This window comes from Vibrio sp. 811, from assembly GCF_033339195.1.
In genome coordinates, this window is the sequence record NZ_JAWOUB010000003.1 from 99,936 (window position 1) to 113,965 (window position 14,030).

At 47.1% G+C, this 14,030-nt stretch carries 6 protein-coding genes; 2 read left to right on the top strand and 4 right to left on the bottom strand.

All coding sequences use genetic code 11. The annotated features are described in order from the left end of the window. Window positions 1–135: 135 nt before the first annotated feature. From recD to recC, 3 genes are all read right to left on the bottom strand, one after another. Complete coding sequence (recD, locus tag R7Q46_RS07355) at window positions 136–2,283, bottom strand: exodeoxyribonuclease V subunit alpha (protein ID WP_318077420.1); 2,148 nt, start codon at window positions 2,281–2,283, stop codon at window positions 136–138. After that, the gene (gene recB / locus R7Q46_RS07360; protein ID WP_318077439.1) at window positions 2,283–5,957 is read right to left on the bottom strand and encodes an exodeoxyribonuclease V subunit beta; all 3,675 of its coding nucleotides are present in this window, start codon (window positions 5,955–5,957) and stop codon (window positions 2,283–2,285) included. Before recB ends, recD begins: the two co-directional genes overlap by 1 nt. Window positions 5,958–6,284: 327 nt before the next feature. Continuing rightward, the gene (recC, locus tag R7Q46_RS07365) at window positions 6,285–9,776 is read right to left on the bottom strand and encodes an exodeoxyribonuclease V subunit gamma (protein WP_318077421.1); all 3,492 of its coding nucleotides are present in this window, start codon (window positions 9,774–9,776) and stop codon (window positions 6,285–6,287) included. A 252-nt stretch (window positions 9,777–10,028) separates the two neighbouring features. On the opposite strand from recC, the gene R7Q46_RS07370 reads away from it, so the two are divergent. Next, window positions 10,029–11,852: a DUF3413 domain-containing protein gene (locus R7Q46_RS07370; protein WP_318077422.1), complete on the top strand. Its 1,824-nt coding sequence runs from the start codon at window positions 10,029–10,031 to the stop codon at window positions 11,850–11,852. Window positions 11,853–11,927: 75 nt separating this feature from the next. Here the strand turns inward: R7Q46_RS07370 and R7Q46_RS07375 are convergent, their stop codons facing one another. Beyond that, the gene (locus tag R7Q46_RS07375; RefSeq protein WP_017636010.1) at window positions 11,928–12,902 is read right to left on the bottom strand and encodes a TDT family transporter; all 975 of its coding nucleotides are present in this window, start codon (window positions 12,900–12,902) and stop codon (window positions 11,928–11,930) included. Between the two features lie 109 nt (window positions 12,903–13,011). Here R7Q46_RS07375 and R7Q46_RS07380 point away from each other — a divergent pair, with 109 nt between their 5' ends. Continuing rightward, the gene (locus R7Q46_RS07380; RefSeq protein WP_213901505.1) at window positions 13,012–13,938 is read left to right on the top strand and encodes a LysR substrate-binding domain-containing protein; all 927 of its coding nucleotides are present in this window, start codon (window positions 13,012–13,014) and stop codon (window positions 13,936–13,938) included. Window positions 13,939–14,030: the final 92 nt, after the last annotated feature.

The following is a 14,030-nucleotide window of genomic DNA, read 5'->3' on the forward strand; positions in this document are numbered from 1 at the left end:
GAATGAGAAAGGAGAAATATATCGCTAAGAAAGAGCCTTACTCAATAACAATCCATTTTGCATGAAAACGAAATGGCAAATATAAGACCCGCCACAAAGAATCATCTTCGAAAATGTCACAATCACAAGTAAAAATTAATTCGTAAGACGCTTTACTAACCCACTCGCACGAGTCGTTTTCACCTTAATGCCTCGCTTCAGGACATTGAGTTCGGCATAAAGAGCTAAACGCTTTTTCGCGCGGGTAATGCCTGTGTAAATCAACTCACGGGTTAATATCGGGCTAAAGTCTGGAGGCAAAATCATCAGGGTGTAATCAAATTCACTGCCTTGCGATTTATGGATGGTCATGGCGTAAGCCGTTTCATGTTCAGGTACTCGGCTTGGCAAGACCGATTTCACACTGCCGTCAGGTAACTCAAAAAAGACTTTCAAACGCGGTTCTTCTTCACTGTCATCCCGCATACAAATACCAATATCACCGTTATACAAACCTAAACCATGATCATTACGCGTAACCATGACAGGTCTGCCGTGATACCAAATTTCATCCTGAACTTGAATTAACTTGCGCGCCGCGAGCGCTTTCTCGATACGTTGGTTTAGCCCAGCCACACCAAAGTCACCTTCACGGATCGCGCACAGCAGTCGACATTGGTTGAAGGTATCTAACACCGCTTTGGCTTTGTGCGTTAGCGACTCTGGCTCTCCGGTTTTAGGATCGATTTCTTGTTGTCCAATGCGTTTGAGGTAACGACCGTATTCCTGCACCAATGTCTGCATCATTTGGTTGTAATGTTGACTACTTAGTGCGAAATGTTCGATATCAGAAAAGTCACGCGCCCAGACGTTGTCTACGCTCGCAGCAGAACCTGAGTTAACCGCTTTTGCCAACTGACCAATGCCTGAGCGAGCGTCAAATCGGTAGCTCTTTTGCAACATACATAAACTATCAGCAATGCTAGATGCACTGTTACCTGTATGGGCTAAAGTATCGAAACCCGTCAGTTTTGCGATGGCTGACGCCTGCTCTTTGCCATAACCCAATGCATGGAACGAACAGATATCACCCAACACTGCCCCTGCTTCAACTGAGGCAAGTTGGTCTTTATCACCTAGCAAAATCAGCCGCGCATGTTTCGGTAAGGCATCGACCACTTTGTACATCATTGGCAAATCGACCATCGACGCTTCGTCGATAACCAAAATATCCAAATGCAGTGGATTTTGCTTGTTGTGACGAAATTCTGCGCTATTAGGAATCGCGCCCAGCAACCTATGTAAGGTACTCGATTCAGTCGGAATTTTGGCTTTTAGCTCCGGAGAAACTGGCAGTTCTTGCACTGCTTTACCAATGGACTCGGTTAATCGCGCCGCCGCTTTCCCCGTCGGGGCCACCAGCTTGATGGTTAGATTTTTCTCGTGTGTCGCCTGTTCAATCAAAGCAGCAAGCAATTTGGTTACTGTCGTCGTTTTACCCGTACCAGGGCCACCAGAAATCACAGCAAATCGACGAGTTAACGCAACCGCCGCCGCGACTTTTTGCCAGTTCACACAAGCTGAAAGTGGCACCAGCTCATCCAGTTGATGCAAACCCTGAACCTTGCGCGCATTGCTAAGCACGGAATCAATGGCGTGCCAATCCAACGATTCGCTTGCGACCACATCAAGGTGATCACACACCAATTGTTGACGCAACACTTGGTTGCTGCTTCCCGCTTCTACTGCTTTGCCCAACGCGTTAAACAGAAAATGGTATTGGCGTGCGAACAGATGGTTGAGCAACTCGGATAATCGCACAAACTCTTGTGGTTGCAAGTTAACTGCGGCGCCCAACTGATTGAGCTTTTCCGCCAGTGTCACTTCATAATGCCAATAGCGGTGCAGATACAGACGCTCGCCATCGAACATCAGCGGCAAGGCTTCTCCTTGCGCGCCGACCACGGTGGAATTTTTTAATACTTGAATCCAGTCTATGTCTTGCAACTGTGTGTTGAGCGCCAATGCCGACTCACCAAACAGCCCTAGCTTACTGGCTAAATCCGTAGATTGCCCTTGTGCATCGAACAGAGACAGACAGATATGTCCTTTGCCAAGCTCACTACTGACAACACCCGCGATAAACGCCAATGCTTGACTGTCCGACTGTTCATCATGCGTTTGAGAATCAATAAAACAGGCGAATTGGTAGTCGAGCTGACGAATAGCACCTTTGTGCGCCAAGCGTTCCAGCACTACCAATAAACTATCTTGGCCAGAATGAAGATTGTGATTTGTCGTCATTAAAGTAGCTCCATCTGCCCGGCTTGAGTTGAGCGCGTTTCAAGTACTTGACCATCAATCAAACGATCCATCTCTTGTAAGAAGTCTAAGGTTGGTTTCGCAGCAAAAATGCCGTGGTCACTCTGCCCATCCATGCCGCGTAAGAACAAGTAATACACGCCACCGAAGTGATGATCATATTGATAATTCGCCAATCGGCTGCGTAGGAAACGATGCAGTGCTAACGCATAAATCTGGTACTGCAAATCGTAGCGGTGATCCGCCATCGCCGATTTCAGAGCCTCACCATGGTAGTGCGTCACATCGTCGCCAAGATGATTCGATTTCCAGTCAAGCACGTAGTATTTACCTTGATGTTCAAACACCAAGTCGATAAAACCTTTGAGCATGCCTTGCACGGTTTGGAAACCTAAATCCCCCGCTTTCGCCGACAACGGATCGTGACGTTGAATGACTCGGTTTAACGCCGGTGCAGACAAAACTTCAATCGGCAACAAAAATTCCATCTCCACCAAACGTTGCGACGGTGCTTTTTGATTCAGCAGCAAAGACTTACCATCCAACGGCGTAGCGAGTACGGTATCAATCAGTTGCTGTAAAATGGGCAACCACTCTTCATCGAGCTGTTCGCTTTCCATCAAGCCAAGGATGATTTGTGTATTCTCTTCCGTCGTGGCTGGCTGAGTAAATTCAATTTCCTCAAACAGGCTGTGCAGGAACGTACCCGGACGCGCACCACGAGGGAAGGTAAAAATAGAATGCTCTGGCTCCACCAAATCCGCTTCGTCTTGTTCTTCAGATGAGTCAATATCAAAACCCGTAATCTCAATCGTGGCATCATGCTCGGCGTGATGAGAGCCTTGCTTGACCAAGCCAGAATAACTGGTGATGCGCCAGTTTCTGTCGATAGGGTTTTGCAGTTCTTTCGCACTAAGATCGTGTACTTCTTCTTGTGGCGCTACGTACTTCTCTTCGAGTTTCTGCGGCGGATCGGCCACGACGACACAATCAAGCTCGTCTTGTTGCTTTGTTAAACCTTGGTGCAAATCGTTAATGCCACCTTCTTGACCATTCTGAATCAAATAGCCAATCGCACTGCGGTGTACGCCAGTTGGCTCTTTGGTCGAACGACCATTGCGCAAAGGCGAGGCTCCAATAAAACACGCATACACAGCACGCGTTAGTGCCACGTATATCAAGCGTAAGTCTTCCGCCAAACGCTCTTTATCCGCTTGCTTCATGGACGCATCGTTGCCAGTGATATCCAGTACCGTGCGGTCATTGGCTGCATCGTAATATTTGGCTTCACTGGCTTCTCGATAGCTGAATACAAACGGCAGAAACACGAGGTCATACTCCAAGCCTTTTGATTTGTGAATAGTTACGATCTGCACTAAGTTACGTTCCGATTCTAAACGTTGGATTTGGTCATCACTGCCACCCAAACCGTTTTCCGCATCACTGACAGACTGAGCGAGCCAACGCAGCAGACCGTGGTCGCTATCCAGTTCATTACTGGCTTGTTGAAGCAGTTCACCGATGTGCATTAAATCGGTAAGTACTCGCTCACCATTCTCACCCTGTGAACTAGCACCTTCTTCTAGTAATCGCTCGGCAATATGGCGTTTGCTGATCACCGCGCGCAACATCGGCAGCACACCACGTTGAACCCAAAGTTTGCGATATTCTTTGAATTCGTTTACGGCGTTTTCCCACACCACTTCATCGTTATTAAGTGCATCCAAACTTGCTGCGTCGAGGGCAAACAGCTCAGAAGCAAGACTTGCACGCAGCGCACGGTCATTTTCTGGAGTCAGCACCGCTTGCAGCAAACGCTGTAAATCCTGCGCCACCGAACTGGTAAACACACTGTCTCGGTTAGACAGATACACGCTGGCAATGCCTTGGTCTGCCAGCGCTTGTTTGACCATTCGACCTTCACTACCTGTTCGAACCAACACCGCGATATCGCCCGCTTGAACCGCTTTCTGTTTTTCGCCATTCACCAGACACGCTTGCCCCTGTTGAGCCTGCGTCAAAATGGTTTGGATTTGGCTTGCGGTCGCCTCTGCCATTCGAGCCAAATACTCGCCTTTTGGTAGCGGTTTATCGTCCGCTTCTTGCAACCAATAAGTCAGCGCTGGTTGCTTTTGGCCACCCATAGTCCAAATGCGTTTTTCGGCATTGGGACTGTACTTAACGGGTAAAAACGGAATGTCCGAATCATAGATAAATGGACTATCAGGCAAAGCAAATACTTGGTTTACCGCCTGCACCATATCTGCGCTAGAACGCCAGTTGGTTCCTAACGTGTAGTGGGCACTTACTTGGTTACGCGCTTTGATATAGGTGAAAATGTCTGCGCCACGAAAGCCATAAATCGCCTGCTTGGGGTCACCGATCATAAACAAACCACATTCCGGGTTGTTCAGATAAATACGGCTGAAAATACTGTATTGAAGCGGGTCGGTATCTTGGAACTCGTCAATCATTGCGACAGGATACAAAGTACGAATACGCGCCGCTAAAAGCTCGCTTTCGTCCGTATCGATAGAAGCAGAAAGTTGCGTCAGCAAATCATCGAAAGAGAGCCACTGTTTTTGATTTTTCGCGTTGGCCAGCATCACACGACAATGCTCAATCGCATGAGCAAGCAGTGGCGCTTTTAAGCTGATTGGGTTAGCAAGAAATGTTTCAATGGCTTCAAATACCGCGTGCTGCGGCGCACTGCCTTTCAGTGTTTTTTCCAACAAGACGTTTTGCGCGAATTTCTCCAGCTTGTCTGGATAATCGTAACCTGTGGTTTCCGTTGCCGCCCAAGCATTCACCGCCTCCAACCACGTCGGCAGAGACTTTTTGTTGTAACTTCTCGGATTTACACCTGAAGACGAAATTAGCGTTAAGAAGTCATCTTGGCTTTCTCGCCACTGTGCTTTTAATTCATCAATTTTTTTCAAATTTTCAGTATGAAGATCAGCCAAACTGCCTTTCATTGCTGGAACAGAAAGGCTTAACGGCGCACCAGTTAAGTAATTGCTGATGTCAGACAACAACGCAGATGGAGAGCCCCATAGCTGGCGAATTTCTCCAGCCACGGTAAATGGCAACGGGTAGAAATTGCGACGCCAGTAATCGGCTACAACTTGCGCTTTTAGGTGACTTTCATCGGTCACAAACTCGTTATTAAATCGGCTGCCAGATTCAAACGCATTTTGCGTTAGCATACGTTGGCAAAAACCGTGAATGGTGTAGACCGCCGCCTCGTCCATCTGACGCTCTGCCTGCAATAAAATTTCTGCGGCTTGCTTGTGATCGTCAAACTCATTAAGCAAAGGTTGGATCACCGGATCGGAACTCTGTCCACGCGCAAACGCGATTCGCGCGTCATGGATCCTTGCCCTGATACGATCGCGTAATTCCGCAGTTGCCGCTTCGGTAAAGGTTACGACCAGGATTTGGTCGACCGTAAGCGGTGCGCGATGTCGAGTTTCCGCGCTGCCGTGACCAAGCAAAAGGCGCAGATATAAACCTGCAATAGTGAAGGTTTTACCTGTACCTGCTGATGCCTCGATTAACCTCGCACCATGCAGAGGAAACGTCATCGGTTCTAGTGGCGTTGGTTGAGGTTGCTCTGTGCGGTCTAACGTATGTAGAGGACACTCTGCACCTGACATTTGATCCATAACGCTGAATCTCTCCGGATTATTTACTAGGACGTATCACCTAATAAATGTGATCTATAGTTAAAAATTCTATTAATATGTTTAACAAGTTGGATAATTTAGAGCTTTGTGAGATCTTTCTCACGGTTATCCATAAGACGTACCGTTAGTATGCGCCCCACGAGATAAGCCAAACCTTTTTGGCGACACAACTCAAATGAATTAAACAAAAGTATCATGGTCCCTCTGACCTTGTGGCCGTACAGCGAACGCCCTACAAAAAATAATGATTTTCTGACGGCCACCCTACTCTTCCTTCTCTTTATCCAACTTTCTTTATCACGCTTTTACATCATCAGCGTCTTGAACCGCTAAGCGCGCACCTTGCAGTACTAATGCTGTCAGCAAACGAACTTCTGAGGCCAACTCATCATTCCAAGCAGGCCAAATTCGAGAGATGTACGCATTACTGCCTTCGCCCGGGCTCATGAAGCCATCATTGAATGCGTCAGCCATTTTCTTCAAAGATTTCTCTTCGTCATCGACCCACTGACCGCGGCTAAAGCCCGCTTCAACACAAGCCAACGCCGTTTTCGGGAAATAAGGCATAGGCTTAGTCATGCCTTCGAAGAACAAGCGAACCAATTCAGTCAGGAGCTGTTTGGCATACTGCACATCGGCAATTTCTGGGTAGATCAAATGCAGCGCGCCTTCTTTACGATCGTAACCAATGATGTGGGTTTTCTTAGCATGACCCGACGCCGACATGGCAAGGTGATCGATCCACGCTGCAAGGTAATCCTGCGATCGAATCTTACCGCTTCGATAGCGAATCAAACCGGATTGGTAGCATTGAGTTAGCCAACCTGTTAGGCGAACGTTTTTCTCTTCGCCTTCATTTCGCTCAAACAAGGAATCAAACGTCAGGTCGATTTCCAAATCGTCTTGAGGCGCACCAGATAAAAACGCCAGTTTATCCACCAGCTCTTCCGCCTGAACTCGGTTAGTTTCAAATTCGATATCACCAAACGCCCCCACCGGCAGTTTGCCTTGCGCGCGCTGTTGACTCATAAAGTGTTTAAGCACCTCTGTTTTTTTCTCTGGCTGCATCAATGTCGTTTCAAGCAAGGTTTCTAACAGCTCATCACGCATTTGATAGCTTTCCAAACCACCTAAAACAAAGGGTTCGTCGTCTTCCATCACCGGTAGCGGCGGTTCAAAGATTACTTTTAAACGACGATTGAAAAAATACTGCACAGGTAAGCGCCAGAAACGTTGCAACTCGACTAAGTCGAGCTCAAGTGGGAACGTCGCTCCTAACAGATAGTCGTCTAATGCCCGATTAAAATCACGACGAACATAGCCTTGCGATTGACTACTTTGAGTCAATGCCGCTGGAATCCACTCTTTCGCGTAGCTGGCGTGCATGCCTTGGAACGCACTTGGGCTAAACGGCACCATGGCGTGGGTATTCACTAACGCATTTAATAAGTTGTCGCCAGACTCATCAACGGGCAACGCTTCATCACCACTTAGACAATAGTTTTGGTGACAGTATTCCATCAGCTCAGAAACCAGAACCGAAGGCACTCGCTCGGTGTTGTCTTGGATTGAACGGCCAACATAACTGATGTAGAGCGTTTGCTGTGCAGACAACATCGCTTCGAGGAATAGGTAACGGTCATCATCTCGGCGCGAACGGTCGCCCGGTTGGGTTCTTCCTGTCATCAAGTCAAAGCCTTCTGGCGGCATGGAGCGTGGGTACACGCCGTCATTCATCCCCAGTAGACAAACGGTTCTAAACGGAATAGAGCGCATCGGCATCAGGGTACAAAAGTTCACTTGACCAGCAAGGAAGCGCTGGCTGACTCGTGTGCCAGATAATTTGTTTTGAAGGTATTGGCTGATGATCGACGGCGATAACGCATCATCAAATGCGGCATCAGCTAATTGCTCTTTGAGTTGGCTGAGCGTATCGCGAATGGATTTGAGCGCCATTTCGCCTTCTAACTCAACTGAGAAGAAGTCATCCAGCAGTAAAACTAAAGTCTCTCGCCAACCATCAATAGTCTGAACATGAGAAAGTTTGCTTCGATAAGTGCTAATTTGTTGGATAAAGTGTGCCAACTTGCCCGCCAGCTCTGCGCCCATGCCTTGCACTTCGTTGTACGGAGACAAACTGCCTTGCTCGGTTTCAAACAAACCAGCGGATTCTGGCATCGCGTAGCCAAGCAACATGCGTTGAATACCAAATTGCCATGTGTTTTGACGAGTTTCCGGCAGTTCAAATTCGCGTCCGGTATTGGCATCCAACCCCCAGCGAATTCCCGATTCCTCAACCCATTGTTTGGCTTGTAAGAAATCATCTTCGCTGAGTTCAAAACGCTTTAATATCGCTGGAGTTTCCAGAAGTTCGAGTAGTTCTGATGCCAAACAGCGCGTATTGGGTAAGTTCACCAACTGCATAAATGCAGCCAGAATTGGGCTCTCTTGATCGGCGGTTCGGTCAGAAATCGAATATGGAATAAAACGCTCACCCGGCGCGTTACCAAAGACCGCCTGAATCGCAGGGCTGTAAGCGTTGATGTCCGCGACCATCACGATAATATCGCGCGGTTTTAACGTTGGGTCAGCATCGAACATCGCCAACAGTTGATCATGCAGCACTTCAACTTCGCGCATCGGGCTGTGACAAGCGTGTAGGCTCAGTGATTTATCACCCAAGCTAACCACTTGTTTGTGATGACTGTTTTCAATCTGTTGATCATCTTGATGTTCTTCAAGATTGAGAATATCCGCTTGCAATTGATGGAGCAGACTGTCGCGCTCAACATCAACAAAGGCTTCGATTTCATGAGATTCCAGCTGAGACAACAGATACATATTGTCGCGCCCGAGTTTACCCATGGATGCCAACAGACTGTTTCCGACCACATCGGTGTGCAGCTCATCGATCACATTATCTTCCAGTGATCCTTTCAGTTGCTCAGTTTCACCTTGCACTTCCGAGTGATCGTCCTGCCACACAACGTGCTGACGATGTTTCGCCGCCAAACGAGCCAGATATTTGCGATCTCGAACTTCACCCCAGTAATAACGACACGGGTTGGTGAACATCAGATGCACGTCGATGTGTTCACCAATTGCTTTTAGCGCATCCATATAGCGAGGCGGCAACGAAGAAATGCCAAAAACAAACAAACGCTTGGGTAAATGGTCAAAATTGCCGTTAAAACTCTCTAACGTGTCGATAAAGTGCTCATAAAGGTTGGCACGGTGATATGGAGACTGTCCTAATGACACAGTGTGATCATACAACGCTTGCCATAAGATCGGCTGCCACGGATGCTCATCTTCCAGCTCTGGTACACTCTGCCCTGCTTCCCAACTTGCGATCCACTCCGGACGATACACCAAGTAACCATCGAAAATATCGGCAATTTTCTCAGCCAGTTGATACAGCTTAGAGTGATCACTGTCATCTTTGAGGTACTGCGCTAACGGCGAAAACACGTCTTGGTTGAGAAGCCCCGGCAGCAGATGCATCAACTTCCAAGTCATCGCTTCTTTGTTAAACGCACTGCGTTTTGGCACGTCTGGCAACACCTGCGTAAACATTTCCCAAATGAAGGTAGCAGGAAGCGGAAAATCAATGTTCGCGGCAACACCAAACTCTTTGGCCAATTCCATTTTTAGCCACTGGGACATGCCCGGACTTTGAACCAGAATTTGTTCTTTTTCGAACGGGTTTTCCAGCGGACTGATTCGAATCAGTTCGACAAGGAGTGATTTAAGAACGTCAACTTGGTTGGAGTGATAAACAGTAAACAAATTGGGAATACCGAGCGCCGATTGAAACTGTTAGCTAGCTTAGCACAGCCCCATTTAAACCCGCAGTGATCTCGCGTTCGGAAAAAACAAAAGGTTATATATCACTCAAATAGAGTATGAATCTTCTGAATTTTCACATGTCAATCAAGTCTGACACTTCCATACAAAATGTGACATTCGTCGCAACTATTCCATGATAAAAAACACTGTTTTATACTCCCTCTACCCATAATTTATAAACAAACAAAAAGTATGTTTCGCAAACTGTCTTCCAACAGCGCTTGGCTGATTGCTTTTTTTGCTTGCTTTGCAGTGTACCTGTCGATCGCTTGTTATCCTTTTGTGTTGTCTAACAATCAGAATGAACCGCTAACCTTGTTGCAAGGTTACTATTTGGTTTCGACTCAATATGGCTGGCTGGGCTTGATCGCTCTTCCATTTATGTTGTTGAGTTTATTGCTCTCTTTTCTACCGACTCGAGTATTCAAAGGCATCGTGATCGCTATCGCGATCTGTCTATTGATTATGTTTAAAGTCGATATTCTCGTTTTTCAGCAATACAAACTTCACATCAACGCTCTATTAATCCGTATGTTTTTCGAAGGTGGTGATGATGTCTTCGATATTTCGTGGATGAGTTGGCTAATCTTCATCAGTGAAATTGCCGTTCTGGTGATCGGGCTCGCTTGTACCGTTTGGGTAAGTAATCAACTGGCACAAAGCCGAGCTAAGTTCGTTTTGATCAGCGTCTGGTTTGCTGTATTGCTTAGCACGCAGATGATTCATGCGTACAAAAACGCACTTTACGACGATGAAGTCAGTCAGTTTTCGAATAACTGGCCACTTTACTACCCGCTGACGGCTCGTAAATTTATTTACAAACACGACCTAGTGGATGAGAACATTGCATCGAAGAACCGCGTAGAGTTAACCAACATTGAACGTAGCTCACTCAACTACCCGCTTGCGCCGATTCAAGTGCAAAGCAAAGAGAAACAGCCCAATGTTTTGTTTATCTTGGTTGACGCGTGGCGCTACAGTGATGCGACGCCGGAAGTCATGCCAAATGTCAGCAAGTTCGCCGAAAAAACGGTGAATTTCACACAACATATGAGCGGCGGCAACTCAACTCAAGCGGGTATTTTCAGCCTGTTTTACAGCTTGCCAGCGACCTACTGGGAAAGCTTTTACGCAAGTCAACGCTCTCCTGTGTTTATGGATACGCTGCAAGCAGAAGGCTACCGCATGGGCATTTTTGGCTCAGCACCGCTCACCAGCCCGCCACTTTCTCGCACGGTATTCAAAAAAGTGTCGGACTTGACCCTGAAACAAACTGGAGAAACAACTGTCGAGCGCGATCAGCAGATAACAGACAAGTTCATCGAGTTCCAAAAGCAGGACAGCGACAAGCCGTACTTTGGTTTTCTGTTCTACGATGCCGCCCACGGCACGGTGTTTCCTGAACCTGAATTTGCGAAATTCAAACCATACTGGGAACGCGTTGACCACATTTTGCTCAACAACAATTTTGACGCTTCGCTTTACCACAATCGATACAAGAACTCGTTGTACTACATCGACAGCTTGATTGGTGATGTGCTGAAAAATGTCGACTTAGACAACACCATTGTGGTGATTTCATCAGATCATGGTGAAGAGTTTAACGACCATAAGATGAACTATTGGGGCCACACGGGTAACTACAGTGACGTTCAAGTACATGTGCCTCTTTACGTGTACATGCCAAATCGTCAGCCAGAGCAAGTTGATTACCGCACGACCCATTTTGACGTCGTGCCAACCATGATGAATACGCTGTTTGACGTTCAAGGCACAACGAGTTCATACAGCGTTGGTCATAACTTGTTTGATAGCTCTGCCTCTCGCGATTGGTATATTGCAGGCAGCTACTACAACTATGCATTGGTCGGCAAAGAACTGATGCTTGTGGTCAACCCTGGCGGGCACTCTCAGCAACTGAATCGCCAGTTAAAAGTCGAGAAAGAACAGAAAGTTCCTGTCGATATCATTCGTCATTCTCTGGATGAGATGTCGCGATTTTACAAAAAAGGCTAGCGTCCGACATCGACGCCGATTGAAATAAAAAAGCCTCTTGGTTGTAAGACCAAGAGGCTTTTTCCTATCTGCTATTTAAGCGTGATGAGCGTGCATCAAGCGTGGCTGAATCAACAAGTTGTTGATGTATTGTAAGGCCACATAAGAGACAACAAATGTTGCCACAATCAACTCAAGACCAGCTAAGCCTCGCACTTGTTGAACATAGTGCGCAGCCAATCCTTGCAACTCCATCCAATTCGCCATTTTAAACAGCGCCGTCGCACCGATCACCATCGGGAAGGTAAACGCTGCATAGCCAGGGCTAAATGGCAGTCTAAGCAATTTAAAGAATGCGAGGTAAATGATGGCTGTCATCAATACCGCGATACCAAATAGCATAGCGATGATCACTGGTGATGGTGTCGCAGTGACCGTTAAGTACCCTGCCAATGATAGACTTGCTGGCGCTGCCATGATTGCCATTGTTGGTTTCGCTGCATCCGGAATTTCATGGGTGAACATGAAACGGTAAATCATCATCGGCAACATGATCGCGTACGCCACCATACCAAACATCAATGCACCTTGTGCCACTGGTGCTAACATCGGGTTGCCAGAGAAAGACACATCCGCAACGATGATACCCACAGGCGGTACAAACCAACTAGGAACCATGTGGTGCAATTCAAAATCTTTGGCGCGATGGTAAACAAAGCTCACCAAAAACACGATGTGCAAAACCACCGCAATCAGCCAAAGCGCATCGCCAGCTAATGGGTAAAAATGGCCGAGAGAGTTCGATACCACCATAGTGCCCATCGCAAATGTCGGAACCACGCTGCCCACAACCGGATGAGCAAGATCTTGTCTCAATAGATGATTATGTAGCAAAAACTTGGTTGCCAATATAGCCAATAATATGCTCGCGATACCCGCACTAATCCACTGTCCGTAGCCATGTAATTCGGCGAAGTTCTCCCAACTCCAGCCCAAGCTTGCAATACCAAGAGCCAAACCCGCCATTGGAGTTGGCGCTCCCATTACTTTTGCTTTTGTTCTTTGAATCATGATGACCTCAACCAGACTCACTCTTGATGGGACGTATAATACGCTTGCACTTCGTTCCGATATATCTAATTATTTAAAACAAACGTTCAGAATTACTTAACGGTAGGGTATGGCAAGTCACATTTCTCTTAAACAACTGAAAGTGTTTACGACGATCACGCAGCACAAAACGCTCACAGCGGCTTCTGATAGTCTCTTTTTATCGAAAGCCGCAGTGAGCATGGCACTCTCAGAATTAGAAAAACAGATCGGCCATCACTTGTTTGATCGTGTTAATAACCGACTGATTTTGAACCAAGAAGGTCAAAAACTGCTACCACTGGCGGATGAGTTACTCAACCGAGCCAAAGACATCGAGAGCATTTTCGATGGTGACCAAGCGCTATCGGGCCAACTTCGCATTGGTGCCAGCGACACCATTGGCAACCAAGTCGCGCCCTATTTGCTTAGCGAATTTCGTCAGCAAACGAACCATCGATCTCAAAGCCTGTTCATTTCTAACTCCGCACAAATCTGCGACATGCTGACCGATTACGAGTTAGACATAGCCCTCATTGAAGGCAAAACACTTCACCCTGAATTGCAGTCCACCCAGTTTAGCGAAGATGAAATGTGCGTGATTTGCGCGCCCGATTCCCCAGCCGCGCACGAAGGGCCAGTAAACTTAACCGAGCTAGAAAACAGTGAATGGATATTGCGAGAGGCGGGATCTGGTTCACGCGAATTTTTTATGCGCGTTGTCGCGCCGCGCTTGGAACATTGGCATGAAGCTTTTCAGCTCAATACCACCGAAGCGCTGATCAACTCAGTATCGGCAGGGTTAGGCTTAGGTTGCTTGTCACGTTTGTCTGCAGAACCTGCTATTCGTGACGGCCGCGTAAAACTGCTCGACATGCCTTTAGATATGAAACGTCGCTTCTGGTTACTGGTTCATAAAGAGAAATATCAAAGCCCATTGCTCAGAACGTTTATCGAATTTTGCCAAGATTGGGAGCGACCAACAAACCTTCCTTTGGGGAATAAATCCGCAAAGTGAAACCAAGATAGTTTAAATGCTAGTCAGTTAGTTGTACGTGTCTCTCATTCTGAGGCTTGTCGCTAGACTTGATTGGTCAAAAACTGTATAAA

Coding starts and splice junctions, on each gene's coding strand:
- R7Q46_RS07370 (WP_318077422.1), top strand. CDS start 10,029: ATGTTTCGCAAACTGTCTTCCAACAGCGCTTGGCTGATTGCTTTTTTT.
- R7Q46_RS07380 (WP_213901505.1), top strand. CDS start 13,012: ATGGCAAGTCACATTTCTCTTAAACAACTGAAAGTGTTTACGACGATC.
- recB (WP_318077439.1), bottom strand. CDS start 5,957: ATGTCAGGTGCAGAGTGTCCTCTACATACGTTAGACCGCACAGAGCAA.
- recD (WP_318077420.1), bottom strand. CDS start 2,283: ATGACGACAAATCACAATCTTCATTCTGGCCAAGATAGTTTATTGGTA.
- R7Q46_RS07375 (WP_017636010.1), bottom strand. CDS start 12,902: ATGATTCAAAGAACAAAAGCAAAAGTAATGGGAGCGCCAACTCCAATG.